The organism is Chitinophaga sp. H8, assembly GCF_040567655.1.
GTDB classification, from domain to species: domain Bacteria; phylum Bacteroidota; class Bacteroidia; order Chitinophagales; family Chitinophagaceae; genus Chitinophaga; species Chitinophaga defluvii.
The window spans coordinates 2,727,784-2,754,132 of record NZ_JBEXAC010000001.1; the positions used below are offsets into that span (position 1 = coordinate 2,727,784).

Consider the following 26,349-nt stretch of genomic DNA (forward strand, 5'->3'; position numbering starts at 1 on the left):
ACCTGTGAGAATAATTCGTCCGGGGGAGTGTTAGCGCACTTCCCTTTTTTCATAAATAACCTGTGGCATTCCCGGGGGGATTAAGGTAATGTATACATAACGTTGAATTTAGATGGTGGAATGAATACTACTTTGGCTGAATAAAAATCGTGTCGTTGCTTTGGTGATATTTAAATGGTGCAATTACTTTTAAGGCCTCTAATGCCTGCATAATGTTCTCGTTCTGGAATACGCCTGTCAGTTCCTCGTTTTTTAATTGTTCACCTGCAATCTCAATATGTACATTATACCAACGCTCCAAACGTGTTTTTAAGGATGCGAAGGTTTCGTCTTTAAAGGCCAGTTTATTATTTAACCAGGCTGTTTCTGAAAAATCATTGATTTCCTCATTCCTGGAAATCGTGCTTACCTGGTATTTTATCTCTTTGGGCACATGACTATCTGTTGGCTCATCCTTATTTTCCGCTTTATATTTATTACCTGAAACGGTTAGTTTTTCCAATGGTTTCAATACAATCCTGCTTTCTTCCTGGTTCTTCAGCTGTACTTCAATCTTCCCTTTTATCAGCACTGTTTCTACTGCATCATCGTAGGTGTTTACATTGAATGCAGTGCCCAGTACCTTTACAGACAGCTTTCCGGTGTTCACGATAAACGGATGGGCAGGATCCGCCTTTACATCAAAGAAAGCCTCTCCCTCCAGAAACACCACCCGGTCGCTTTTACCAAACCCGTCTTCATACACCAGTTTACTTCCCCCGTTTAATTTCACGGTAGAGCCATCCGGTAATTCTATACTGGTGCGTGACCCGTTGCGGGTAACGATCTCATTACGCCTGTTATCGCCCGCAGTATTTGTAAATAACCGGATCCCTCCCATTAGGATCATCCCTGCCACCACTGCCGCGGCCATCCATTTCACCCCTATCCGCCAGGTAATCCTGCTGGCAGCAGGTGTGATACTTTCAGGTTCCTCCTCTTCCGCCTCCAGTTCCTCCTGGTCTTTAGCCACCTGCTGCATAAATGCCGCCACCGCTGCTTCCGTAGTGTCTTTTTTATTCACCTGACGGATGCTACCTAACAGTTCGTCCGTATAGCTCAGTTCAGGGAAACTACGGCATAGCTGCTGCAGTTCCTGCAGTTCGGCCTCGGTAGCTTCGTTCGACCATTTCCTGGCAAGTAGTTCCCAGCATCTTTCCCGGTTTTTCATGTAACGCATCGTTGATACAAAGGAAGACAGGGGTTTGTGCAGTTACCCCTTAAAAGAAATGGAACTTTTTTTTAAAAAAATAAAGCCCCTGAAATGGGGCTGATATTAATTTACCGGAACCAGATAGCATCTTATCTGACATCTTCTAATTAATGTTTGGGCCGGGTGGTAAGCCTGAACAAGCTCCCTATTCTTTTTGTAGCGATCAGCATTTGTGCCTCTACTGTTTTTACGGAAATATCGAGGATAGTGGCTACCTCCTGATACTTCATACCTTCTTCGCGGATGAGCTTAAAGATGATCTTGCATCTGTTTGGCAAAGCATTCACTTCTTTTTCTACCATGCGCCGCATTTCAGCTGTGATCAGCAGCAGTTCAGGATCGGGCGAAAATTCCAGCTGGCTGGTATCTGCCTGTTCCAGGAATTCCCAGTGCTGATGATCTTTTACTTCCAACCGGTTGAGCGAAGCATTTTTAACTGCTCTGAACAGGTATGATTTGACATTTTTTATTTCATGCAGCTGGTGCCGTTTATACCATAATTTGAGAAATACGTCGTTCACCATCTCTGCGGCTACCGCCTCGTCTTTCAGGTACATAAATGCAAAACTCCCCAGTTCCCCGGCAAGCGCGGTATAAAGCCTGCGTAAAGCATCTTCATCCGCTACATGCTGCTGGATCCGCTGCATGATCTCATACAGGTATACACTATTAGTGTCTGGTGGTTTTTGCATTCACGAAATTTATCTGTTTATTTCACCATGATCTGATACGCTTGTCCGGCAATAGTATTAAATTTCATTACTCCGGCTGTATTACCTGTACTGGCCAGTACCCTCCCGGCGCTATCTTTCACCTCGGCATTGGCAGGCAATAACATACTGCAAGGGCTGCCTTTCCCGGAATAGATCCTGGCCTGTTTCAGCTGCGCATTATTCCAGGCAAAGTCTACCACAAAAGCATTCCTTGCATGCATCCCTTTTACCTGTCCTTTCTGCCAGTCTTTATTATGCGGTAGTGCTGGTAGTAAACGGATGGTCTGATCTGCCCCATGACTTTGCAGCAGCATTTCTGTGATGCCCGCCGCTCCACCAAAGTTGCCATCTATCTGGAAAGGTGGATGTGCGCAAAACAAGTTAGGGTACGTACCCCCACCACCCATATGGATATCAAATCCTGCTGATACCGGTGTGAGCAATTGGCGCAGTAATAACAAGGCATGATCCCCATCCCCTAGTCTTGCCCAGAAATTCATCTTCCATGCCTTGGACCATCCGGTGCCTTCATCGCCCCGCTGGATAAGCGTTTGTTTGGCAGCAGCTGCCAGCTCAGGGGTAGACCAGGGTGTGATTTCATCATAAGGGTGTAGTCCATACAGATGGGATACATGGCGGTGATGTGGTTCACCATCTTTCCAGTCGTGCAGCCATTCATTCAGGTCGCCTGCCTGCCCGATCTGATTAGGCGCCAGGCGTTTCCGCACGCTGTCTAACTGTTTAGCCCATACGTTATCTGTACGCAGGATACCGGCAGCCATAATACAGTTACCAAATAATTCCCGGCATATCTGCATGTCCATAGTAGGTCCCATACAGGTAGAGCCGCGCGTACCATCCGGCATGATATAAGCATGTTCCGGAGAATTAGAAGGTGCAGTTACCAGCCACCCATGGTCCGGTTCTTCTACCAGTATAGCCGCCAGGAATTGTGCGGCTCCCTTCATCACTGGGTAATATTTTTTCAGGAAGGCGGTGTCGCGGGTATATTGAAAGTGTTCCCATAAATGCTCACATAACCATCCGGCACTGCTGAGCGTAGAACCCCAGTCGGCTCCTTCTCCAGGAGAAGTGTAGCCCCATGGGTTTGTGATCACATGCGCTACCCATCCTGGTGCATTATAATAGGTTTTAGCGGTTTTTTGTCCGGGCTTTACCAGCCCTCCGATCAGCTCATGCAAGGGTGCCGTCAACTCTCCCAGCCCGTTGGGTTGCGCCAGCCAGTAATTCATCTGCAGGTTGATATCGATATGATAATCTCCATTCCAGGGAGTCTGGTACTCGCCGGCCCATAGTCCCTGCAGGTTTGCTGGCAGATTTCCCGGTTGGGAAGAAGCGATGAGCAGGTACCGGCCAAAATTGTAATACAATACCGGCAGCTGCGGATCTGGCAATTGCTGTGCGTACCTGGTCAGTCTTTCCGGTGTGCTTAGTGTATCCGTACCTGGTGCCACAGCAGACAGGTAAAAGCGGGTATTGTTAAAATAACGGCGGAAAGCCTGTTGATGCCGCTCCCATAACTGTTGATAAGGCTGACGGATCCCATTCGCTACCTGCTGTGTGACGATAGGTAACGGGTCTTTACCACGAACCGTGTAGTCCTGTAGGTTATAATCAGTACCCGCACTTAATACCAGCAGGCATTCATCTGCATTTTCTACCACAATGTTATTACCATTGACGGTGCTTTTTCCTGCTTTGGGTTTTACTTGCAGGACACTGGAAAAACGCATCCCCGGCTGGTCACCATTGGGCAACTGCCCTTTCATTACCAGCGTTTGCCCGGTAGCCGTTACCGCTGCATTTTCCTTACGGTCCAACCCGGTAGTGAAGCTGATCTTTCCCTTACCGCTGGCTGTCAGGCGAATCATGATTACCTGATCTGTCATACTTACCCAGGCCTGCTGGGTATAGACAGTACCATTCCTTTGCCAGGACGTAGTAGCCTTTCCGTTTTCCAGGTCCAGTACCCTTTTATAGTTTTTGTAAGGAGCCAGCGTATCCTTCCATTGCAGTTCAAGGGTAGCCAGGATCTGGTAACAACCATAGGGCACCATCGCCCCATTACCGCTACCAGAGCCAGGCCCTTTACAGATAAAATGCTGCTGCAAAAGCTGCTGCGCGGCCTTATTCTTACCTGCCAGCAGCAGCTTTTGCACTTCCGGAAAATAGCGATAGGCACTGTCGCTGTCTGCATCCTGTGTACCACCCGACCATAGGCTGATCTCATTGAGTATGATACGGTCGGTACCAGGGTTCCCTCCTATTAGTGCGCCTAACCGGCCATTGCCGATGGGCAGTGCCTCCAGGTAATTGCCGGCAGGCTGTTTAAAATAGAGGGAAGCATCTGATGACTGTGCCCGGGCAGGTATCCCGGCAATCATCATCAGTTGTACAGCAAGAACAAAGCGGATACTCCGGAAGCGGATATTTTTCATACGTATTTTATTCCAGGATTAATTCAATTACAGGCACTGCCACATCAGGTTTTTGTACCGGCAAACGCAGGATCACATCCCCATCCCCGGTAGTTTCTGTAGTATGGCTGCCAGGCGCGGTTGGGCTGGAGAATTTAATTTCTGAAGCATCATTCAGGAATTGCGCATAACGGAATTTTCCTTTGTACCCTTCCAGGTGCAATGATTTAAACGGCCATTGCAGCATATGAATATACAAACGTTTACGTTCAGGATTATACGTCAGGAAACAGTTTTGAGGTACTTTAAAAGAAGCTGGCGCTGCGGTACAACCATAGATAGACCGGCTATGCAATTTCATCCACTCGCCTATGCCGTCCAGTCTTTCATTGGCACGGCTATCAAAATTGCCTCTGGCAGTAGGACCTACATTTAATAACAGGTTACCACCTTTGCTCACGGTTTCGATCAGCATGGTGATAAGCTGCGGTACACTTTTCCAGGAATTTTCATCCCGGTGATATCCCCATGAACCGGAGAAAGTCTGACAGGTTTCCCAGGGCACTTTTTGTCCGTTTACCGTTACCCATTCGCGGGGCATGAACTGTTCCGGAGTTTTGATATCCCATCCCCAGTCGGTATTATCCAGGTCCAGACGGTCATTTACGATAATATTGGGTTGCAGTTTGCGCACCAGTTTCAGCAGTCCTTCTGAATCCCAGTCCTCATGCCCTTTACCGCCTGGTCCGGGATAGGAAAAGTCTGCAAAGAGGATATCGATCTGGCCAAATTGTGTAAGCAGCTCCGTGAGCTGGTTTTTCATATAAGCCTGATATTTTTTCATATCCCTTTTAGCATTCAGCGCAGCCCGTTCTTCTTTATTCACCGGTGTAGGCGGATGGTGGTTATCCAGGGCAAATTCAGGATGGTGCCAGTCGATCAGGGAATAATAGAATCCCACCCGGATACCTTCAGCACGGAAGGCATCTACCAAAGGTTTGATCAGGTCTTTTCCGGCAGGAGATTTAGTTGCCTTGAAATCGGTGTATTTGGTATCCCAGAGGCAGAAGCCTTCATGATGTTTAGTGGTGATCACAAAGTATTTCATCCCCGCAGCTTTCGCTTTGGCTGCCCATTCTTTAGGGTTATACAAATCCGGTTCAAACATGTTGAAGTACTTTTCATAGTCTTTACCCGGGATTTTTTCGAAGCTCTGCACCCATTCGTGGCGGGCAGGCACTGCATATAGTCCCCAGTGGATGAACATGCCAAAACGGGCATCTGTCCACCATTTCATACGCTTTTCCTTCTGTTCTTTGGTTTCATTAGCCCAGGCTGGTCGCTGCTGAGCCAGTATTTCGGTAGGTTGAATTGTTGCCAGCAAAAAAGCGGCCATTGCGCATTTCAAGATCTTCATAAACGGAACTATATTTTACTGCCATCAAGGTAGAGCAAATAAAATATGAGCACTGAATCTATCTTCGCCAAAGATGATAGTATATTTCAGTTTAAGCGTTTACTTCACTGGTTAAAGGCAAATTTTCCATTATTTCACCTGCTTTATCCTTATGTAATTTGCCCCAATCGGAGATGCTTTTCAGCATAGGACGCATGGATAAACCCAGGGAGGTTAGTTCATATTCCACGCGGGGAGGTACTTCAGGATATACAATACGTTTTACTACCCGGTCTTTTTCCAGTTCCCGTAGTTGTGCCACCAGCATCCTTTCAGACACACCGGGAATAGATTTTTTAAGATCACTGTAGCGCAATCTGCCTTTCATCAGCCGCCACAGGATATTGGGTTTCCATCTGCCCCCTATTACCCCCAGGGTATAGGCCATCCCACAATTATCATTGATTTCTTTTTCGTTAATCGCGTTGGAAGAGCTTTGTTTACGCATTTCTTACTATTTTGTTAGTACCTCACAATTTTATCTGTACCTGCAAAAATAAACATAAGCATTTACTTTTGAGCCATCATTACAAAACGCAGGTAGTCTGGCCAGACAATACCCGAATCATCATTTAAACAAAGAAAGTATGAAACGCTTAGAGAATAAAGTAGCACTGGTAACAGGTGGCAGCCGGGGAATGGGTGCAGCCATTGCAAAACGGCTGGCAGCAGAGGGCGCTACCGTAGTGATCACTTACCATCGTTCCCCGGAAAAGGCACAGGCCGTAATAACCGCTATTGAAAAGAGCGGGCAAAAGGGCCTGGCTATTGCTGCCGACAGTGCAGACCCAGCCGCAGTAATGGCCGCCGTCAACACCACTGTAGGCAACTATGGCCGGATTGATATCCTGGTAAATAACGCCGGTATTTATATAGGCAAACCGGTGAGCGAATATACCCTCGCTGACTATAACAGTACCATGGATGTGAATGTAAAGGCAGTGTTTTTTGCGTCTACCACTGCAGCAGCACATATGCCCCGGGGAGGCCGGATCATTTCTATTGGCAGCAATATGGCAGAACGTGCCGGCGGCACCCAAACCGTATTGTATACCATGAGTAAAACCGCCTTAACCGGTCTTACCAAAGGACTGGCGCATGACCTGGGACCTAAAGGTATTACAATCAACCTGGTACAGCCAGGCCATACCGATACGGATATGAATCCGGCCGATGGCGTTATAGCCGATATGGTCAGGGATACCATCCCTACCGGCGGATATGGTACTGTAGAAGACATTGCCTCCCTGGTGGCTTATCTGGCCAGCGAGGAAAGCAGGTATATCAACGGGGCCTCGCTCACCATTGACGGAGGGGTAAATGCTTAGGTATTTGCTTTCAAGATCAGCTCCAGAGGTATTGTAACAGGTTTTATTTCAATACCATTATCACTCACGGTTCATTCCGGCTGCAGATGCTACCCGGAATGAACCGTGTTTTTTAGTAATAATTGTGGGTAGTCAGCGACTTTTAAAGTAATTTTGCGCCTGCCAATCCGGTGAGGTATAATGCATGCCGGAGGCCATAAATCACTACAAATCAAAGACATTGGTAAAGATTGATAATTTAGTGCTGCCTGATTTTCCTTTATTGCTTGCTCCCATGGAAGACGTGAGCGATCCGCCTTTCCGTGCAGTATGCAAGGATAATGGCGCTGATCTGATGTATACGGAGTTTATCTCCAGTGAGGCACTGATCCGGGATGCTATCAAAAGCCGTAAAAAGCTGGATATATTCGACTATGAGCGTCCTATCGGTATACAGATCTTTGGTGGTGATGAAGATAGTCTGGCCATGGCATCCAGGATTGTGGATGTTACCAATCCCGACCTGCTGGACATCAATTTTGGATGCCCGGTAAAAAAGGTGGCCTGTAAAGGAGCCGGTGCAGGAGTATTGAAAGATATAGACCTGATGGTACGCCTTACCGCTGCCTGCGTAAAGGCGACTAAATTGCCTGTAACGGTCAAAACAAGATTAGGCTGGGATGATGCTACCAAAAACATTGAAGAAGTAGCAGAGCGGTTGCAGGACGTGGGGATCAAGGCATTATCTATCCATGGACGCACCCGTTGCCAGATGTATAAAGGGGAAGCCGACTGGACACTGATAGGGAAAGTGAAAAACAATCCCCGCATCCACATTCCTATCTTCGGGAACGGAGATATTGAGAGCCCGCAAAAAGCATTGGAATATAAAAACAGGTATGGCGTAGATGGTATTATGATAGGCCGTGCAGCCATCGGATATCCCTGGATCTTCCGGGAAATCAAACACTACGTGCAGACGGGCGAAGTCATGGCCCCTCCTACCCTGGAAGAACGGGTAGCAGTATGTAAAAAGCACCTGCGCAAATCACTGGAATGGAAAGGACCGAAAGTGGGTATTTTTGAAATGCGCCGGCATTATGCCAATTACCTGAAGGGGTTGCCCAATATTAAAGAATACCGCAACAGATTGGTAATACTGAATACCCTGGAAGAAATAGAAAGTGTACTGGATGAAGTGCTGGCAGCCTACCAGGGTTTTGAGGCACCTCATATCCCGATAGAACTGATTAATTATCACGAAAAATGTCCGGTATAAACTGCGCAGTACCGTTTACGTTATGAAGTATTACAAAGTATTGACCGGCCTTTGCTGTTTTATGATGCTACATCGACCACTTACCGCCCAGATCACTGTATCGCCTATAGACATTGCTTCTTTGAAGGATGCCCCCTTTAGCTATAAGGGTAGCCGGGCCATGATGGCCGACCGGGTAGATGACAGCCAGTCGCAAAATATCTACCTGTTTTCCAAACCGGATAAAGGCACACAGCCAGATACGCTTTATGCGCAAAAGCTTACCAAAGAAGCCGGCAAGTGGCAGCTGTCTATGGAAACAGCCATTGTACATGATGGGTTTATCAGTATTTGGAACAGCCGTAAAGGATATATTGACGCAGACAAGGACAAACGTGTAGATGCTTTTTTTATTTACAGCCTGCATGATGCGGCCACCCAAGCCCAGCAATCTGTACACCTGCTGCTGTTTTACGGAAAAGGTATTTATACGGTTGGAGAAACATTGAATACGGCAACAGGGAAATATGGCAATATTACTTTCAGCGATAATTTTAAACAATTGCCCGCCCCGGTGAAAAAAGAAATACTAGCCTATTGGCATACCCTGGATAAAAACTGATTACTTCTCATTACTGTTATAACAACAAAAAAGGCTGCTCAATCAATATTTGAGACAGCCTTTTTTATATTTTCTAAAAAATGATTACTCCTGCAATCAGGATCCGCGTTGAGATCCACCGGTAAGACGTGTATTCCTGGAAACGCTTTTCGTGTTTGCCTTTCCTTTAGGCGCCACGTGTCCGGCTGCCTTGGGTTGCGCAATACCTGTTTTGCCGCCTTTCTTCTTGTTGTTCGATAACAGTGACATACTTGAAAATTTATCGCGTTAATAAATACAGCGCTCAATATACGCATTTTGAATGGGTTTTATGGTTTCCCATACATCCGTTTTTTCCCAAAATAATGCTTGGTGCCCCTACTTTCCAAGTTCCAGCTTACTATATAAACAATGCTTTATAATATATTTTTTCACTATATTTACTTATACCGTTTAAACCCTTAAAAAAACCCTCAAACCCAAAACCCTCTTTTACCATGAAAAGACTACTACCTGTTTTATTGAGCTGCCTTTTTGCTATGGCATTAAAGGCACAGAATATTACCTATGATACCACTATTGCCGGATGGAATGCAATAGTGACCAGGGATACAAATCACTTTTCCAAAACAGACTCCCTGCAGGGCATTATTTTCATTCCCGGGCAGGGACAAGTGGGAACAGATCCGACAAAACTCAGGAGTTACGGCCCACATTACTGGATGCAGCATGGCTGGGATGGCGGAGTCACCTTAGGCAATGGGGTACATTATCCGATCATCATTTCCATACAGCCTCCTGGGAATTACACCCGCCCCTGGATACTAAAATCCGTAATAGATGCTATTATGGGTAAGTTCAGGATCAAAAGAAACAGCCTACATTTTACCGGGCTATCAGAGGGCGCCTGGGTGCTGAACGAGTTTATCACTTATATGCCGGTAGCCGGTGATTACTCCTATATGAGCCGGGTTAAATCAATGGTCAACATGCAGGGCGTGGTCCCCACTGATACTTATGGTGCCACCCTGCCCTATCCCCAGCGGTACGGGCATTGGGCCAAACAATTTGGCGGCAGGCAACTGTGTATGGAGCAAACCGGGGATACACGCTCTATGGGCATCCTGGTACAAAACATGCTGGATTCCATGCCAAACGCTGCTACCCACATTTATACCACCCTTGATGGTAATGTAGGGCATTGTTGCTGGAATACCGCCTACAATCCTTCCGCTACTACCTGGACCACAGCTAACAGTAATGTATATAGCGTGCCTAAAGGCCCGGCAGTACCGATGAATGTATGGCAATGGATGTTACGTAACGGAGATACTACCCTCAGCGGGCCACCTGCCAATATTCCACCGGTGGTAAATGCCGGAGCCAACCAGACCATTACCCTCCCGCTGGACAGTGTGCAGCTCACCGGCAGCGCAACAGATGCGGATGGTACCATTACCGGCTATTCCTGGACCAAACAGTCGGGCGGTACAGCCACTATCAGCACTCCGCTCGCAGCATCTACCAAAGTGACAGGACTGGCACAGGGTGTGTATGTATTCCGCCTTACCGCTACAGATAATGCCAGTGCATCATCCTACGCACAGGTAACAGTAACGGTTAATCCGGCCAGCGGAGGGACCGGTAAATCCATTAAAGTAAATCTTTATGGCGGCAGCAACCCATATACCACCGGTGGTTGGAACAACTGGAATACCAATGCCAGCTTAAACTCCGGCACATTACAATACAGTGATGGTGCCAGTTCTTCCATAAGTTTACAATACCTGGAGCAAACCAGTATTGCTGATAATGGAGTGGATTACGGAGGAACGATGTGTCCGCCGGAAGTACTCAGGTATGCAGCTTATGTTACGGTCAGAAACAGCCTTACCATTGCCGGGCTTGACAATACAAAAGCATACGATATTACCCTGTATGCCAGCCGGAAAAATACGGGCAACAATACCAATTTTTCTATCAATGGAGATACGATCAACGTGGTGACAGACAATAATAAAACCAATGCGGTGGTGTTTACCGGAATTAATCCCACTGCCGGACAGATCGTGGTACAATCTTCCAGAGGAACGGGAGGCACGTATACCTACCTTAACGGACTGGTGATCACAGAACAATCATCCTCCGGTATGCTGGCCAGGTCGGGCACAGCAGCTTCCGGGGCAGCTATCATGGAAAAAAAGCCGGGAAATAATATCGACGCCGATATTACCCTTTCTCCCAACCCTGCTGCTGATCAGCTAAATGTACGCATTATGGGTAAAGCTGCAGGACCGGTACGTATCAGGATCTATGATGGCACCGGTAAAGTGATCCTTACCCGCCAGTGGACAAAAAATGCAGCGGTAATCAGTGAAACCATCTCTACTGACCGGCTCGTATCCGGCCTGTACTTTCTGGAAGCAACTATTGGCAACCAGCATAAAACAACGCAGAAGTTTATCAAACAATAATAGCCGGCAAAGTGTATTTCCGGGGACTGGTCCGCATTATCTAAATGCCCGCAGGCCACTATCAGATACCTGGATAAAACAGGGCTGACCAGATAGTGTACTGCCCCCCAAATCTTAGACAAGGTTAATAATTAATCACGCGGCTTGAGTTCTGTAAAATACAGGACTCAAGCCCTTTAACAGCTATTCCCACTCCAGAGATGAAAAATCCTTGCCTTTGACCATATCCCCTCGCATATTAACCGTATGATTTACAGCACTTTGATTTATTCTTTGAAAATAAATTTGGTACTATCCAATAAATGCATTTACCTTTGTTGTATCAACAACAGTGACACATACAACAATGGAAGCAAAAGATATAAAAAAGAAAAAAGTGCAGGAGGCACATTTTGTAGCGATGTTGGATATTATGATCACTTCCAATTTACTGGAATTAAAGACGGCGCAGATCTTAAAACCATTTGACCTGTCTACTCAGCAGTTCAATGTATTAAGGATCTTGAGGGGCGCTCACCCTAATCCGCTCAATCTTTCCGATATACAGGAACGTATGATGGATAAAATGAGTAATGCTACCAGGCTGGTAGAGAAGCTTCGTCAAAAGCACCTGCTTACAAGGGATCTGTGTGAATCGAACCGCAGGAAGGTGGATATTGAAATCACGCAGCAGGGCCTGGACCTGTTAACAACGCTGGATCCCCTGTTACTCGAAAACCTGGAAGTATTCAAACAGCAAATCAGCAAGGAAGAAGCTATTACCCTTAGCCAGATCCTCGCTAAAGCCAGACAATGACTTTTTTTTGCCCTAACTATTGTATATACAACATTAGTATAAACCATTAACAACTTTATTACACTACCGATTATGCTTAAAAGATTATTACAAACAGACAACGACATCACCACATTCCTGTTGCGTATCACGCTGGGACTGGTAATACTGCCACATGGCTTACAGAAACTATTTGGCATGTTTGGCGGCTATGGCTTTAAAGCTACTATGCAATACTTCACAGAACAATCACATATACCGGCCTTATTAGCCTTTATGGTCATCATCACTGAATCTATTGGCTCCCTGCTGGTTGTACTTGGATTTACCACCCGTATATGGGCTGCCTTAATAGCCATCATTATGGCAGTAGCTTCCTTTATGCACTCCGGCAACGGATTTTTCATGAACTGGACAGGCGCACAGGCAGGAGAAGGATTTGAATATCACCTGCTGGCCATTGGTATTGCGCTGGTATTGATCATTAAAGGAGGTGGACGCTGGTCAGCAGACCGTCAGTTATCCTTAAAGAAGTAATTCACTTGTAAAAGCACAAACAACATGGATATTTTAGATGCCCTTAAATGGCGGTATGCCACTAAAAGAATGACAGGGCAAAAAGTAGAACAGGAAAAGCTGGATATTATCCTGGAAGCGCTGCAATTATCTGCTTCCTCTTATGGCTTACAACCTTATAAAGTACTGGTGGTATCTGATGAAGCACTGCGTAAAAAGCTGCTTCCCGCCGCATATAACCAGCCACAGGTAGTAGAGAGCTCTCATCTGCTGGTATTCACAGCATGGACTGCGATTACGGATGAGCTGATCGAAGCATATCTGCAGGATGTAGCTAAAAAAAGAGGGGTTCCCCGGGAAGCGCTGACAGGTTATCATAACGCACTCACGCAGCTGGCCAACGGCTTTAAATCGCCGGAAGCGCAGCATAACTGGGCTGCCCGGCAGGCATACATTGCGCTGGGGACTGCACTGGCCGCTGCTGCCGAACTGAAAGTAGATGCCAGCCCAATGGAAGGATTTGATCCGCAAAGATTCAATGATATCCTTGGATTAAAAGAACAGGGCTTATCCGCAGTAGCATTAATGGCTATCGGGTATCGCTCTAAAGAGGATACTACTGTTGCTTTACCTAAGGTAAGAAAGGACCGCGCTGTATTATTCGAGCACATTTAACCCGCCAACTTTGAAACAAATCCAATTCTTAGATAAATACTTATTCAACATGAAGAAAAACATTATCATCACCGCATTATTGATTTTAAGCAGCCTGGCTACTTTTGCCCAGGTAAAATGGAATGCTGATCCTGCGCATACCAGTATTATATTCAGTGTAAACCACCTGGGTATCAGTTATGTGCACGGCAACTTTACCAAATTCAATGGGACTGTGGAAACCAAAGACAGTACCAATTTTCAGCAAGCCAAACTGGACTTTACAGTAGACGTCAACAGTATCAATACGGATGTGGCAGATCGTGATAAACACCTGAAATCAGACGACTTCTTTAATGCTGCGCAATATCCTGCCATGACATTAAAAAGTGTATCCTTCACTAAAAAACCCAATGGCAAATATGTACTGGTTGCAGATCTTACCATCCGTGATATCACCAAACGCGTGAATTTTGATGTAGATTATCATGGCCTGTTAAAGAAAGATCCATGGGGATTAACCAGGGCTGGGTTTACTGCAAAAGCTACTATTAACCGCCTGGATTTTGGTGTAAAATACGCTGACAAACTTCCTTCCGGAGCCTATGCAGTAGCTCCTAAAGTAGAGATTATTGTAAACACGGAGATTGTAAAAGCAAACTAACCATTAACTATAAAAGAAAAAGCTTTCCGGAATACGGAAAGCTTTTTCTTTTATAATAGCTTCACTCCTTTCCCAACATTACTTCAGGGAAAAACGGTATACTGAACTGGTTTGATATTTTTGTCCGGGATTCAGCACTGTGGAAGGAAAGGATGGTTGGTTAGGCGAATCCGGGAAATGTTGTGTTTCCAGACAAAAAGCTGTTCTGAAATCATCTTTGGCACTTCCTTTAAAAGTATTTTTGCTTTGCATGAAGTTACCGCTATAGAATTGCAATCCCGGCTCAGTAGTCAGCACTTCCATTTTAATACCGGACACCTCTCCTACTACAGTTGCCGCCAGATTTAATCCACCTCCTTTATTAGCATTCAATACAAAGTTGTGGTCATATCCCTTTCCAAACTTCAGCTGTTCGTTCTCCTGATCTATCCTTGCCCCAATAGCCGTTGGCTCATTAAAGTCAAAAGGAGTACCCGCTACCGCCTGTTTTTTACCTGTAGGTATTAAGGTGGAGTCTACCGGAGTATATTCATTTCCGTTGATCTGCAATATATGCTTCAGGATATTACCACTTCCCTCCCCGTTCAGGTTAAAGAAGGCGTGGTTGGTCAGGTTCACCACTGTTTTTTTATCCGTACTGGCCTCATAATCTATTTTCACTTCATTGTCTTCTGTAAGCCTGTAGGTCACCTTTACCTGGAGATTCCCGGGGAAGCCTTCCTCCATATCTTTTGAGAGGTAAGTTAATTCCAGCGTCTGGGAGTCCGGTTGCTGCGCATCCCATACCACATCCTGGAAGCCTTTTTTACCTCCATGCAAGGTATTGGGGCCATTATTGGTGAACAAGGTATATGTTTTTCCATCCAGCTTAAACTTGCCTTTCGCGATACGGTTGCCATACCGGCCTATGGTAGCACCAAAATAGGGTTCGGTAGATTGCTGGTATTTTTCCACGGTGTCAAACCCCACTACTACATCGGTCAGTTTCCCGTTTTTATCCGGTACCAGCAATCCCACAATACGCCCGCCATAGTTGGTCATCGCCAGCTGCATGCCGTTTTTATTTTTGAGTACGAACAAGCCTGTTTTTTTACCATCAATCATTTGCTGAAAGGCGGTATGTAAAGGGAACTTCACCTGTTGTATACTATCCACCCCGTTGGCTGCTGTTTGTTTGCCCGGTGTCTGATTACATGCCCCTAACGCTATAATGCAGGCAAGCGCAATGCCTGAAGAAAGTTTTAAAAGATTCATCCTTTGTACTGTTTAATTAAGTAAAACATTCCTACAAAATATAATTACTTCACTACCGGAAAAGCTACAATACGCACTTTGGTACAACCATAAGGTACCAGCGTAATGGCTGTTTGTTCTGCAGCTACTTTTCCTTTGTAAATACCATTTCTGTCTGTTACCGGCTGTGGTGCCACATCGTTTGACAGCTGCCATCCGGGGATCTGCTTAGCAGGAGCAGTGATTTCTATCGGCGCATGCGCCAGGTTCCATACAAAACTGTCCGTTACCGGTTTTACCTGCTTTACCTTCAGGTCTTTTTCAGGCGCCTGAATGGTTTGTTCCAACAATCCATAATTCCAGTCATTTTCCGGGTAGATGCTGAAATAATCCCCTTCGTCCTGCTGATGTCCTTTTTCCCATTTCTCTTTTAACTTCAGCGCATATACCAGCGGGCCTCTTTCCACGGCCCTGGAATTACGCCCCCAGTTAGAGGTGGTTACGGTCATCGGCAATTGCAGGGACAGCTTATCCTTATTTTTCCAGGTTCTGTTGATGGTGATTACCTGTCCGCCTTTTTCCCGTCTTAATTCACTCCCGTTTACCGTTATTACTGCCTCTGCACACCAGGATGGAATTCTTATCTGAAAAAGAAATGTAGCAGGTGTTTTAGCGGTAAATTCGAAATGAACCATATCCTCAAACGGATAGTCGGTTATTTCCCGGATGGTTACTTCCGTGCCCGATTTGCCTACTTTGGTGGTTACTTCATTGGGACTAAATGCCAATGCTGCCAGTCCATTATCCGCGGTAGCATACCAAAGATGGGACGCAAACTTGGTCCATCCCTGGTGCATATTAGCCAGGCAGCAGGTGTAGCCGCTTCTCATACCAAATACATTATTCATTTCCCTGTCAAAAGGCAGGGAAAAATTAAACACGCCCCTTTTTACCTGCACCTGGTTAGCGATCTGAAAATACTGCTTCCCGTTATAATCATCCGTTGTTTGGGTGGGCAGTGCATTAAAAGTCATCCGTTCCAGGGCATCCATATAGCGTATATCGCCTGTCACCCCGATCGTTTCTTCCAGAGAAAACATGGATTCAACAATAGCACACAGCTCCGTACCCTGCGTAGGATCATTACCGTTAAGATCCTCATCTGCAGAGAAAATGCCCATAGGCAATCCGTGTAATGCCATCAGGTCAGAAAATCCGGTATGCAACGCATCCAGGTATCTTTTGTCCCCAGTTCTTTGATAGTTCACTGCAGGATCTTTAAGTCCCATCGCCACATTTACGCCATGACGGCGCATCCAGTGATCACTATTCTGCTGCGCTGCAGCACCTATTACCCAGTCGCGGTTGCCCAGCCAGGTACTCCAGGCAAAAGCCTGTGAAGCAATCATCTCAGCCAGCTCCAGTAATCGCGCGTCTTTGGTTTTGGTATAAAGCCATTGTGCTGTCAATACATTATCGGCCCCGCGGGAAGAAGCCCATTCGGTCCATTTACCCAGCTGGCATTTTTTTAGTACTTCCAACTGGTAATGAAAATACTTTGTCATAAACGGAAGCACACGGGGATCATTAGTGGCTGTATAATACTGGCGCAGTACTTTCAGCATCACCATTTTAGGCCACCAATCCTCTCCCTCATCACAATTCGCTGCAGTGATCTGTATCCCCCGCTCTCTTTCCCCTTTTGTGAGCGGGCCAAAATAACCGGAAGGACGCTGATGATCCAGTGTCCAGTTAATATACTTCAACACTTTTGTCTGCAGGGTCTTATCCTCCAGCAGATAAGCCAGTGGCACTGCACCATCCAGCCAGTAGGGCGTTTCTTCCCAGCCATCTCCCTTGCCACCCGTCCAGCCGTTATCATGCTTTACCTTGTCATATACTTCATCCAGGTGTCCCGTGGTACCATCCCGCATAATCTGCAACTGGTGCAGCAACCATCCTTTAGGTTTAATAGCCCCCAATGGCAGAGGTGTATACACCGGCAATACAAAGGCATTTTTAGCCGGTGGATCAGGTAAAACATCCTTTGTACTGCCTGGTGTAAAACCAGTGAGTAAAACAGTAAATAACGCAGTAGTTAGCAAAACTGGCTTCATATGATGAGAATAGGGTAATGCTTACGGTTTTAAAGTAACCAAAGCGGGATTATATAATTTTTGATGTACCTCGTTCAGTTGTGCGGCGGGGTTCTTCATCACTTTACGGTCGTATGTCATCAACCCGTTGATTTCAACCTCTACATCAGTGGTTTGCGTATACACTGCTGCAGACAAACCACTTTTGATCAGTGTTTCCAGCCGCACCATTAAATTAGCATATCTTTTAAAAAGGTCGGCAGCTGTTTTAAAGCTCTGGTATCCCCAGTTATCCTTTTGCTGCCACACGTGGCCCTCTACCGGTAATCCCAGACCGCCAAATTCGCCCAGTACCAATACCTGCTTTTCACCAAATACATCCGGCCTTGGCATCGCAGGCTCCGGGTAGTTGTGCAGATCGATGATATGGCCCACCGGATGGAAGTTACCACCACTGGCACTGTTTACCAACCGGGAAGGATCTTTCTTCATGGTCCACTCGGTGATTTCTACCGTTTTAAACTGACCCCATGCTTCATTAAAAGGTACCCAAACTACAATGGAAGGATGATTGTACAATGCATCTATAATGGCATTCCATTCTTTTTTATAATATCCTTCGGAAGCGGGTGTACGTTGTTTATCCGTACCATTTCCCAATACACCCGGGCGTTGTTCCCAGTGATTCCCCAGGTCACCACTTGGCATATCCTGCCATACCAACACGCCTAATTTATCACAGTGGTAATACCAGCGGGCAGGTTCTATTTTAATATGCTTCCGGATCATATTAAAGCCCATTTCCTTTGTTTTTTCGATATCAAATTTCAGGGCTTCATCCGTAGGCGCAGTATATAAGCCGTCGGGCCACCAACCCTGATCCAGCGGACCATACTGGAATACAAATTTGTTATTCAGCAACATGCGTTGTATCCCTTGCTGGTCTTTTCCAAAGGATGACTTACGCATAGCAAAGTAACTTTTTACTTCATCTATTTTTTTACCATTACGGAGGATGGTAACGCGGAGATCATACAGGAAAGGATTTTCAGGTGACCACAATTTGGGCGCGTTGATCTTCAGCACCGCCGGTGCACCTTCATTAATCGTTGTTTCGGTTATTTGCTGTGCACCATCCCAGGCAGACACCTTTACCTGGTCGCCCGTTTTCAGTGCAGCGATATCAGCCGTTACAGTAAGTGTTTGCTGATCAATATCCGGTGTTTGTCTGGTAGATACGATATGTGTTGGGGCAACGGTCTCCAGCCATACAGTTTGCCAGATACCGGTTACAGGCGTATACCAGATACCTTCCGGTTTTCTTACCTGTTTACCACGGGGTTGAGGACCTTCATCCGTTGGATCCCATACGCTGAGCGACAGTTCCTGTTGGCTGCCTTTTTTCAGATAAGGCGTAATATCAAAAGAGAAAGGATCAAATCCGCCCTGATGTGTGCCCACCTGTTTTCCATTGATGTATACCACAGTTTCCCAGTCTACTGCACCAAAATGCAGTAATACCTGCTTACCTTTTGTAGCTGCCGACAAAGTGAAAGTAGTATGATACCACAGGGTACTATCTTTTCCCACCGTTTTGCCTACACCAGACAGCGCAGACTCAATTGCAAACGGTACTAATATTTTACCCTGATATGCCGCAGGCTGGCTTTGTCCTTTCGCTACAATTGCGTAGTTCCACAATCCGTTGAGGTTTTTCCAGTTTTCCCGTACCAGCTGTGGACGGGGATACTCCTGTAAGGTAGCTGCCGGATCTACTTTTTCACTCCAGGGGGTGGATATTTTTCCCGGCACTATTTTCCATGCGGACTGTTGCGCCTGTACTGCAATTGCCTGCGCCAATAAACCTAAAAGCAGGAACAGAGAAGATTTCTTCATGATCATTAAATAGCTATGTGATTAATTGTCTTTATTTGTTGTCAAATAGTAAAAGCTGGCAGTATCTATTCCCACCTTGTAGTCAGTGGGACCCGTTTTAATAAACCGGGCCTTTACCAATGCTGTTTTTCTGGGAGATACTTTTGAATTACCTGCGTGTGTATGGAACACATACCACAAATCTCCATTAGGGCCGGTGATAAAATCGCCATGACCGGTGCCTTGTGCCGGTATATGCTGCTTACTGATAATAGGATTACCGCTATATTTCTTCCAGGGGCCATATGGCGTAGGGGCTACAGCGTAGCCTACCGCATAATCCACATTCCTGAAATCATTTGCCGAATAAAAAAGGTAATACTTTTGCTGGTACTTTAATACCGTAGGCCCTTCCGTCACCGGCCAACCAGTATGCGCCGTATTTTCCCAGACATCACTGACCTCAAAACACAGTTGTGTGGTAGTTTCCTTCAGGCCTGACAAGTCCGGCTCCATTGCTGTTACAAACAGCCGGTTGCCTTTGTCCAATCGTACATGATACAGGTATATCTTCCCATCATCATCTATAAAAACAAAAGGATCTATTTTATGCCCTGTTCCCCCAAGTGCTTTCAACGTAGTTTGTTTAAACGGCCCTAACGGGCTATCACCTGTTGCAATGGCAATATTTTCATCTGCGGTATAGGCCATGTAATATTTACCCTGATATTTAAATACCTGAGGAGCCCAGAAGCCTTTCGTTCCATAACTCTCCCCCTTCAGCAGGGCGTATCCCTCTTTTACCCCCGCAGGACCTTTCCAGTCTTTCAGATTTGTAGACGTATACACCAGAAAACCATCCCGGCTGCCACCCGTGCCATACAGATAGTAGGTCCCTTTCTCATAAAAGACCGTAGGATCTGCCAGGAAGATAGCCTCCCGGGCAAAAGGAAGGCCTGGCGCTTTAAAAGCGCAGGCCAGGTAAAACAACATGGACAGTACCATACGTGGAATTATTCTTCTTCAAAGAAAGCATTTCCTGGCTACGGATGTTATCACATTTGTATCTATTTTTCGCTGTTTTGTCTTATTCCCGTCTCAGGGGTCGGGAAACAGGCTGTTTTTTGCTGAGTTTTCCTGCTATCTTTGGTCAAACCAATAACAGTTACTTGAAACAATACACCTGCTTTTTACTGGTATTACTGATGGCTATTACTACTCCTCTATATAGCCAATCCTATAGTTTTATTCACTACCAGGTAGAAAACGGGCTTTCCAATAATTCTGTGCTCTGCAGTCTGCAGGATCAACAGGGGTTTCTGTGGTTAGGCACCAAAGATGGCTTAAACAGATTTGACGGCTACTCTTTTAAAGTATTCAGATACGATCCCGGACACCCTGGGAGTATAGGCAGCAATGTGGTACTTCAACTTTATGAGGATTCAAAAGGCACCTTATGGATAGGCGCTGACAAAGGGCTTTATAAATATGATCCTACTACAGAGAGTTTTCACCTGCTGCAAGGTACTGCAGGCAGGGAAATAAGGTCTATCCTGGAAGATGCCCGGGGCAACCTGTGGTTTATTTCAGACAACACCCTCTATAAGCGGCAAAAAAACACGGGCAAATTACAACCCTTCAGCGGCCCGCAATACTTTTTCGCCAATACACTTTGCAACAGTCCGGATGGTAGTCTTTGGGTAGCTACGGGCAATGGCACCATCGAAAAATTTGATCCGGGTAATGATTCCTTTACCAGCTACCCTGTTTTTAACAAATCAGCGCCTACCTCTTCCCACTGGATAGAAAAGATCATGGCCACACCGGAAGGGCAACTACTGATCGGCACTTCCAAACAAGGACTCAAGTTATTTGATATCCAGTCGGCCACCTATGAAGATATACTCACTTACAATACAGACAAAACAGAAATATACGTCAGGGACTTTATTCAATACAAGGATAGTGAATATTGGATTGCCACAGAATCAGGTATTTTTATCTATGACCTGAAAAGCAGGCAATCCATTAACCTGCAAAAAAAGTATAACGACCCCTATTCCATTTCTGACAATGCCATCTATACCTTTTGCAAAGACCAGGAAGGCGGTATCTGGGCTGGCACTTACTTTGGAGGTGTGAATTACTTTCCCCGGCAATATACTTCCTTTGAAAAGTTCTTTCCCAGACCAGGAGAAAACTCCTTAAGCGGAAATGCCGTACGTGAAATCTGTCCGGATCATTACGGCAATCTATGGATAGGCACAGAAGATGCCGGATTAAACAAACTATGTTTAGCCACTGGCGTTATTACCAGTTTTAAACCCACCAGTACCAGACAAGGTATTTCGAACACCAACATCCATGGTTTATTGGTTCAGGGAGATACACTCTGGATAGGCACCTTTGATCATGGCCTGGATGTGATGGATATTAAGACCGGAAAAGTGCTCCGGCACTACGTAGCAGGCCCTGGAGAGCATGAACTGAAAAGCAATTTTATTTACAATATTCTTCGTACTTCAGCTGGCGACCTTCTGATAGCCACCAGCAGGGGCATGTACCGGTATAATCCTGTCAGTAAAGATTTCACCACTATCCGGCAGGTACCTGATTACATCTTTTATCTGGCCATCTTTGAAGACAGCAAAGGTACTATCTGGGCAGGTACTTACCGGGATGGTATCTACTTCTTCCACCCGGGCAGTAACCAGAAAGGCCTGTATGTGCATGATGCTGCGGACAGTACCAGCCTGAGCAACAACCGGGTGAACCGCATATTTGAAGACAGTAACGGTAGTATCTGGTTTGCCACAGATGGCGGTTTATGCAAACTGAACGCCGACCGTAAAACATTTAAAACTTATACCACCAAAAATGGATTGCCCAGCGATCTGATCCTGGGCATGCTGGAAGATGGTCATAAAAACCTGTGGGTAACTACTTCCCGGGGGCTTGCCTGTTTCTCTCTTTTAACGGAAAAGATAAAAGTGTATACTAAAGCGAATGGGCTGCTCAGTGATCAGTTTAATTACAACTCTGCTTATAAAGATAAGGATGGCCGCATGTATTTTGGCAGTGTAAAAGGACTGATCAGCTTTATACCTTCAGACTTTATTAAAAGCCAGTTCACTCCTCCCGTTTACATCACCGGTTTCCAGGTATATAACAAGGAGCTGGATATCAATAAAGGGCAACCTGCGTTAAAAAAGTCTGTTACGTTTACAGACACTATTACCCTGGCCCATGACCAGTCCTCCTTCAGTATTGATTTTGCCGCATTGAGCTATACCTCTCCTGCCACTACTGAATATGCCTACAAAATGGAAGGGCTGGATAATGACTGGACTAACCTGGAAACCAACAGGAAGGCCTATTTCACCAAGCTGTCGCCCGGTAATTATACGTTCAAGGTTAAAGCCGCCAACAGCAGCGGAGTGTGGAATAATCAGCCCCGGCTATTGACGATTAAGATACTCCCTCCGTTCTGGGCCAGTATTCCGGCTTACCTGCTTTATGTATTGATGGCTGGCGTGTTGATATATTACCTGCTTTACAGTTATCATAAACGCATCAACGAAAAAAACAAGCGGCAGCTCCTTCTCTTTGAACACGAAAAGGAAAAAGAAATATACCAGGCCAAAATCCAGTTCTTCACGAACCTGGCCCATGAGATCAGAACACCGCTGACCCTGATCAAAGGCCCCATGGAGAAGATCATTAAAAAAGCCGATGAGGTACCACAGATAAAAAACAATCTGCTCATCATGGAAAGGAATACAGACCGGTTGCTGCGTTTGACCAACCAGTTACTGGACTTCAGAAAAACAGAAATCCACCACTTTTATCTCAGCTTTGTAAAAACGAACATCGGGGAGGTCCTGAATGAGTTGTATATCAACTTCAGACCCGCTGCAGAGCAAAAATCCCTGCATTTTGAGCTGAATATTATGTCTCCTGGTTTCTATGCATATGTAGATGCAGAAGCCTTTCACAAGATTTTAAGCAACCTGATTGGCAATGCCATCAAATATGCCAGCAGTAAGGTATATATCAACTTATTACCGATTGCTCCGGAGGAGGATCATTTTACCATATTGATTAAAAACGACGGCCCGCTCATTCCTGCTGAAATGAAGGAAAAAATCTTTGAACCTTTTTTCCGGCTGAAAGAAACGGAATCACAATCCGGTACCGGTATCGGGCTTTCATTAGCCCTTTCACTGACCACCCTGCATAAAGGCAGCCTGAAATTATATCCTATTGAGCAGGAATTGAATATTTTTGCACTTACGTTACCTATCCGTCAGGAAATAGAATTTAACCTGGGCAGATAGTTTTAAACAGCAACGTTATGAAACCACCTATATTATTGGTAGATGACAATGATGAAATACTGGCTTTTTTATCAGATGATCTGAGTGATAAATATGAAGTGCTCACTGCGTTGAATGGAAAAGAAGCATTGCAATTATTACTTGAAACACCTGTACAACTGGTAATCAGCGATATTATGATGCCCGTGATGGATGGTTTTGAACTGTGCAGACAGATTAAATCGAATGTGGAGTATAGCCATGTGCCGGTGATATTGCTTACCGCAAAAAACACCTTCCAGGCCAAAATACAAGGGCTGGAACTGGGTGCCGACGCTTATATTGAGAAGCCGTTTTCACCGGAATATTTACAGGCCCAGATCGCGAACCTGCTGACCAACAGGAATAAAATAAAAGCGTATTTTGCCAGCTCTCCGATGGCGCATATAAAAAGTATCGCTTATTCCAAAGCAGATGAAACTTTTATTGAAACACTGAATGACACCATTGACAAGCACATTGTAAATATCAACCTGGACGTAGAGCAACTGGCTGATATGATGAATATGAGCCGCCCCACCCTTTATCGCAAAATCAAGGCGCTCTCTGATCTGACACCACATGAACTGATCAATATTGCCCGCCTCAAAAAGGCAGCTGAGCTACTGGCTACGGGGCAATACAAGATCTACGAAATCTCTGAAATGGTAGGCTACAGTTCACAAACACATTTTGGGAAGAATTTCCTGAAACAGTTTGGCATGTCGCCCACCGAGTATATTGCACTCAAGCGAACAGAAAAGTAAGTGCGGCCTACAACTTATGCGCTTTTACGCCTTCCTTTGTAATCTTTACAGGCAGTATTTCACCATCAGGACCAAAATGCATTTCATCAATGCAGGTAACGCGGTAATTGATATCCGTTTCTCCTAATGGGCGGCGATGGTATACAATAAACCATTTGTCCCCCTTCTTCACATGTATCACGGAATGATGCCCTGCTCCGGTGGCTATTGCTGCGTCCTGTTGCAGGATCTTTCCCACACGCTTAAAGGGCCCTACCGGAGTATCTGCTACTCCATAAGCCACACTATAATCCGGTCCGCCCCATCCTCCTTCCGACCACATAAAATAATACTTGCCATTCCGGATAAACATAAATGGACCTTCCACATACTTTTCAGGTGTCATCTCTTTATACACGGTGCCATCTTCAAAAGGAAGCAATCCCGTAAAGTCATTATTGAGGCGGGCAATGTTACAATGCCGCCAGCCACCATAGATGATATAATACTGTCCGTCCTTATCCTGAAAAACAAACTGATCAATAGGCTGCGCACCATTATGCAGTTCTCCTATCAATGGTTTACCCAGATAATCTTTAAACGGTCCTCCTGGCTTATCACTAACTGCCACCCCTATTCCACCTGTTTCTTTAGCAGGGTCATGAATATCATTAGCGCTGAAGAAAAGAAAGTATTGCTTGCCCTTCTTTACGATGGCTGGCGCCCACATGGCGCGTTTGGCCCAGGTAACCCGTTGTGTATCCAGGATATGAGGATGTTTGGTCCAGTTGACCAGATCTTTGGAGGAGAAAGCATCAAAGAAAACCTGTTGCTCATAAGGCGCTGAATAAGTAGGATATATCCAGTACTGTTTGTCAAATATCACCCCTTCCGGATCAGCATACCAGCCAGGAAACACCGGGTTACCAGCAGCTATTTTCCCTTTAGATTGTGCTACAGCGCCCAAAACCAACAATATATAACAGAGGCTTGTCAGTACAGTTTTCATGAAGCAAAGCGTTTACAACTAAAGTAAAAATTCTCTTCCAGAAATTTCTTAAAAAAGGATATCTTGAACAATGTATTACGCTCATAATCATTATTCAGTGATGAATCGGCCAATTCTTCCCCATAAATACTTCATACTGTTGCTTTTCGCAGGACCGCTGCTACTCATGCTCCCATTCCAGGCTTTCTGTGGCATAGCCACCAGTACGCCGGTTAAAAAGCGGTTCCATGTAATCGTACTGGCAGAAAATGGAGGCCATCACCTGGCATTTACCCAAGCAGCCAAGCCCTGGCTGAATCAGCTGGCAACCGACAGTGCTTTTTCGATCGACTATATAACGAATACCGACAGGATAGATAGCACTTTTTTATCCCGGTATCAGCTGTTCCTCCAGTTAGATTACCCTCCTTATGCCTGGAAAAAAAAGGCAGTGGATGCTTTCGAACACTATATCAGTTCAGGAAAAATAGGTTGGGTAGGCTTGCATCACGCCACCCTCTTAGGCGAGTTTGATGGTTATCCTATATGGCAGTGGTTCTCCCGTTTTATGGGAGGAATCCGGTTTACCAATTATATCCCCACCTTTGCAGCAGGTAAAGTGCAGGTAGAAGATACCAGCCACCCATGCATGAAAGGTATTCCTGCTTCCTTTGTGATTGCGCAGGAAGAATGGTATACCTATAACAAAAGCCCCCGTTCGGCGGTATATGTACTGGCCAGCGTAGATGAAACCTCTTATACACCTGCCTCCGATATTAAAATGGGTGATCATCCCGTAATATGGACCAATCCGCACATGGCTGCACGAAACCTGTATATTTTCATGGGGCACTCCCCTATCTTATTTAGTAACACCGCTTACACCACCCTACTCCGTAACGCTATTATGTGGGCTGCTCAAGGTCACTGACCAGCAGCCTGCCGGCA

Annotated in this window: 22 protein-coding genes; 11 read left to right on the forward strand and 11 right to left on the reverse strand. The window is 45.6% G+C overall.

Annotation, left to right across the window (positions count from 1 at the left end):
* Positions 1-127: 127 nt before the first annotated feature.
* The 5 genes from ABR189_RS10225 to ABR189_RS10245 all read right to left on the reverse strand — a co-directional run bounded on the left by ABR189_RS10225 (position 128) and on the right by ABR189_RS10245 (position 6,307).
* On the reverse strand, positions 128-1,210 hold the full coding sequence (locus ABR189_RS10225) for a FecR family protein (RefSeq protein WP_354660382.1): 1,083 nt from the start codon (positions 1,208-1,210) through the stop codon (positions 128-130).
* A 149-nt stretch (positions 1,211-1,359) separates the two neighbouring features.
* Positions 1,360-1,944: an RNA polymerase sigma-70 factor gene (locus ABR189_RS10230; RefSeq protein WP_354660383.1), complete on the reverse strand. Its 585-nt coding sequence runs from the start codon at positions 1,942-1,944 to the stop codon at positions 1,360-1,362.
* A 17-nt stretch (positions 1,945-1,961) separates the two neighbouring features.
* Entirely contained in the window at positions 1,962-4,424 is a 2,463-nt protein-coding gene (locus ABR189_RS10235; RefSeq protein ID WP_354660384.1) for a glycoside hydrolase family 95 protein, read from the reverse strand.
* Positions 4,425-4,431: 7 nt separating this feature from the next.
* The gene (locus ABR189_RS10240; RefSeq protein ID WP_354660385.1) at positions 4,432-5,820 is read right to left on the reverse strand and encodes an alpha-L-fucosidase; all 1,389 of its coding nucleotides are present in this window, start codon (positions 5,818-5,820) and stop codon (positions 4,432-4,434) included.
* A gap of 91 nt (positions 5,821-5,911) precedes the next feature.
* Positions 5,912-6,307 (reverse strand): winged helix-turn-helix transcriptional regulator, encoded by a 396-nt coding sequence (locus tag ABR189_RS10245; protein ID WP_354660386.1) that lies wholly within the window; start codon positions 6,305-6,307, stop codon positions 5,912-5,914.
* A 139-nt stretch (positions 6,308-6,446) separates the two neighbouring features.
* Here ABR189_RS10245 and ABR189_RS10250 point away from each other — a divergent pair, with 139 nt between their 5' ends.
* From ABR189_RS10250 to ABR189_RS10260, 3 genes are all read left to right on the forward strand, one after another.
* A complete protein-coding gene (locus ABR189_RS10250) occupies positions 6,447-7,187 on the forward strand; it encodes an SDR family NAD(P)-dependent oxidoreductase (protein ID WP_354660387.1) in 741 nt (246 codons plus the stop codon).
* Between the two features lie 220 nt (positions 7,188-7,407).
* Entirely contained in the window at positions 7,408-8,445 is a 1,038-nt protein-coding gene (gene dusB, locus ABR189_RS10255; protein ID WP_354660388.1) for a tRNA dihydrouridine synthase DusB, read from the forward strand.
* Positions 8,446-8,467: 22 nt separating this feature from the next.
* A complete protein-coding gene (locus ABR189_RS10260; protein WP_354660389.1) occupies positions 8,468-9,046 on the forward strand; it encodes a hypothetical protein in 579 nt (192 codons plus the stop codon).
* A 96-nt stretch (positions 9,047-9,142) separates the two neighbouring features.
* Here the strand turns inward: ABR189_RS10260 and ABR189_RS10265 are convergent, their stop codons facing one another.
* Complete coding sequence (locus tag ABR189_RS10265; RefSeq protein WP_354660390.1) at positions 9,143-9,295, reverse strand: hypothetical protein; 153 nt, start codon at positions 9,293-9,295, stop codon at positions 9,143-9,145.
* 227 nt (positions 9,296-9,522) lie between these two features.
* On the opposite strand from ABR189_RS10265, the gene ABR189_RS10270 reads away from it, so the two are divergent.
* The 5 genes from ABR189_RS10270 (at position 9,523) to ABR189_RS10290 (ending at position 14,108) form a co-directional block, all read left to right on the forward strand.
* A complete protein-coding gene (locus ABR189_RS10270) occupies positions 9,523-11,499 on the forward strand; it encodes a PKD domain-containing protein (RefSeq protein WP_354660391.1) in 1,977 nt (658 codons plus the stop codon).
* A gap of 346 nt (positions 11,500-11,845) precedes the next feature.
* Complete coding sequence (locus ABR189_RS10275) at positions 11,846-12,295, forward strand: MarR family winged helix-turn-helix transcriptional regulator (RefSeq protein WP_354660392.1); 450 nt, start codon at positions 11,846-11,848, stop codon at positions 12,293-12,295.
* A 72-nt stretch (positions 12,296-12,367) separates the two neighbouring features.
* Positions 12,368-12,811 carry a DoxX family protein gene (locus ABR189_RS10280; RefSeq protein WP_354660393.1) on the forward strand — a complete coding sequence of 148 codons (444 nt, stop codon included), beginning with the start codon at positions 12,368-12,370 and terminating at the stop codon, positions 12,809-12,811.
* 24 nt (positions 12,812-12,835) lie between these two features.
* Positions 12,836-13,465, forward strand: a complete 630-nt coding sequence (locus ABR189_RS10285) for a nitroreductase family protein (RefSeq protein ID WP_354660394.1) — start codon at positions 12,836-12,838, stop codon at positions 13,463-13,465.
* Positions 13,466-13,514: 49 nt separating this feature from the next.
* Positions 13,515-14,108 carry a YceI family protein gene (locus tag ABR189_RS10290; RefSeq protein ID WP_354660395.1) on the forward strand — a complete coding sequence of 198 codons (594 nt, stop codon included), beginning with the start codon at positions 13,515-13,517 and terminating at the stop codon, positions 14,106-14,108.
* A gap of 78 nt (positions 14,109-14,186) precedes the next feature.
* On the opposite strand, the gene ABR189_RS10295 is transcribed toward ABR189_RS10290, so the two are convergent.
* Genes ABR189_RS10295 through ABR189_RS10310 form a run of 4 tightly spaced genes read right to left on the reverse strand, consistent with a single transcriptional unit; the run spans position 14,187 to position 20,317 of the window.
* A complete protein-coding gene (locus ABR189_RS10295; protein ID WP_354660396.1) occupies positions 14,187-15,362 on the reverse strand; it encodes an aldose epimerase family protein in 1,176 nt (391 codons plus the stop codon).
* A 44-nt stretch (positions 15,363-15,406) separates the two neighbouring features.
* On the reverse strand, positions 15,407-17,458 hold the full coding sequence (locus tag ABR189_RS10300) for a beta-L-arabinofuranosidase domain-containing protein (protein ID WP_354660397.1): 2,052 nt from the start codon (positions 17,456-17,458) through the stop codon (positions 15,407-15,409).
* A gap of 21 nt (positions 17,459-17,479) precedes the next feature.
* A complete protein-coding gene (locus ABR189_RS10305) occupies positions 17,480-19,333 on the reverse strand; it encodes a glycoside hydrolase family 2 protein (RefSeq protein WP_354660398.1) in 1,854 nt (617 codons plus the stop codon).
* A gap of 21 nt (positions 19,334-19,354) precedes the next feature.
* Entirely contained in the window at positions 19,355-20,317 is a 963-nt protein-coding gene (locus tag ABR189_RS10310) for a glycoside hydrolase family 43 protein (RefSeq protein ID WP_354660399.1), read from the reverse strand.
* Between the two features lie 164 nt (positions 20,318-20,481).
* Here ABR189_RS10310 and ABR189_RS10315 point away from each other — a divergent pair, with 164 nt between their 5' ends.
* Together ABR189_RS10315 and ABR189_RS10320 are read left to right on the forward strand one after the other, a co-directional pair.
* The gene (locus tag ABR189_RS10315; RefSeq protein ID WP_354660400.1) at positions 20,482-23,649 is read left to right on the forward strand and encodes a ligand-binding sensor domain-containing protein; all 3,168 of its coding nucleotides are present in this window, start codon (positions 20,482-20,484) and stop codon (positions 23,647-23,649) included.
* A gap of 17 nt (positions 23,650-23,666) precedes the next feature.
* Positions 23,667-24,434, forward strand: coding sequence for a response regulator transcription factor (locus tag ABR189_RS10320; RefSeq protein ID WP_354660401.1), 768 nt, complete (start codon positions 23,667-23,669; stop codon positions 24,432-24,434).
* Between the two features lie 7 nt (positions 24,435-24,441).
* Here ABR189_RS10320 and ABR189_RS10325 read toward each other — a convergent pair whose 3' ends face one another.
* Positions 24,442-25,422 (reverse strand): glycoside hydrolase family 43 protein, encoded by a 981-nt coding sequence (locus tag ABR189_RS10325; protein ID WP_354660402.1) that lies wholly within the window; start codon positions 25,420-25,422, stop codon positions 24,442-24,444.
* A gap of 100 nt (positions 25,423-25,522) precedes the next feature.
* Here ABR189_RS10325 and ABR189_RS10330 point away from each other — a divergent pair, with 100 nt between their 5' ends.
* Positions 25,523-26,332, forward strand: a complete 810-nt coding sequence (locus ABR189_RS10330) for a ThuA domain-containing protein (RefSeq protein ID WP_354660403.1) — start codon at positions 25,523-25,525, stop codon at positions 26,330-26,332.
* Positions 26,333-26,349 lie beyond the last annotated feature (17 nt).

Excerpts from the sequence above, each read along its gene's own strand:
- ABR189_RS10225 (WP_354660382.1), bottom strand. The coding sequence starts at position 1,210 with ATGAAAAACCGGGAAAGATGCTGGGAACTACTTGCCAGGAAATGGTCG.
- ABR189_RS10230 (WP_354660383.1), bottom strand. The coding sequence starts at position 1,944 with ATGCAAAAACCACCAGACACTAATAGTGTATACCTGTATGAGATCATG.
- ABR189_RS10235 (WP_354660384.1), bottom strand. The coding sequence starts at position 4,424 with ATGAAAAATATCCGCTTCCGGAGTATCCGCTTTGTTCTTGCTGTACAA.
- ABR189_RS10240 (WP_354660385.1), bottom strand. The coding sequence starts at position 5,820 with ATGAAGATCTTGAAATGCGCAATGGCCGCTTTTTTGCTGGCAACAATT.
- ABR189_RS10245 (WP_354660386.1), bottom strand. The coding sequence starts at position 6,307 with ATGCGTAAACAAAGCTCTTCCAACGCGATTAACGAAAAAGAAATCAAT.
- ABR189_RS10250 (WP_354660387.1), top strand. The coding sequence starts at position 6,447 with ATGAAACGCTTAGAGAATAAAGTAGCACTGGTAACAGGTGGCAGCCGG.
- ABR189_RS10260 (WP_354660389.1), top strand. The coding sequence starts at position 8,468 with ATGAAGTATTACAAAGTATTGACCGGCCTTTGCTGTTTTATGATGCTA.
- ABR189_RS10265 (WP_354660390.1), bottom strand. The coding sequence starts at position 9,295 with ATGTCACTGTTATCGAACAACAAGAAGAAAGGCGGCAAAACAGGTATT.
- ABR189_RS10270 (WP_354660391.1), top strand. The coding sequence starts at position 9,523 with ATGAAAAGACTACTACCTGTTTTATTGAGCTGCCTTTTTGCTATGGCA.
- ABR189_RS10275 (WP_354660392.1), top strand. The coding sequence starts at position 11,846 with ATGGAAGCAAAAGATATAAAAAAGAAAAAAGTGCAGGAGGCACATTTT.
- ABR189_RS10280 (WP_354660393.1), top strand. The coding sequence starts at position 12,368 with ATGCTTAAAAGATTATTACAAACAGACAACGACATCACCACATTCCTG.
- ABR189_RS10285 (WP_354660394.1), top strand. The coding sequence starts at position 12,836 with ATGGATATTTTAGATGCCCTTAAATGGCGGTATGCCACTAAAAGAATG.
- ABR189_RS10290 (WP_354660395.1), top strand. The coding sequence starts at position 13,515 with ATGAAGAAAAACATTATCATCACCGCATTATTGATTTTAAGCAGCCTG.
- ABR189_RS10295 (WP_354660396.1), bottom strand. The coding sequence starts at position 15,362 with ATGAATCTTTTAAAACTTTCTTCAGGCATTGCGCTTGCCTGCATTATA.
- ABR189_RS10300 (WP_354660397.1), bottom strand. The coding sequence starts at position 17,458 with ATGAAGCCAGTTTTGCTAACTACTGCGTTATTTACTGTTTTACTCACT.
- ABR189_RS10305 (WP_354660398.1), bottom strand. The coding sequence starts at position 19,333 with ATGAAGAAATCTTCTCTGTTCCTGCTTTTAGGTTTATTGGCGCAGGCA.
- ABR189_RS10310 (WP_354660399.1), bottom strand. The coding sequence starts at position 20,317 with ATGGTACTGTCCATGTTGTTTTACCTGGCCTGCGCTTTTAAAGCGCCA.
- ABR189_RS10320 (WP_354660401.1), top strand. The coding sequence starts at position 23,667 with ATGAAACCACCTATATTATTGGTAGATGACAATGATGAAATACTGGCT.
- ABR189_RS10325 (WP_354660402.1), bottom strand. The coding sequence starts at position 25,422 with ATGAAAACTGTACTGACAAGCCTCTGTTATATATTGTTGGTTTTGGGC.
- ABR189_RS10330 (WP_354660403.1), top strand. The coding sequence starts at position 25,523 with ATGAATCGGCCAATTCTTCCCCATAAATACTTCATACTGTTGCTTTTC.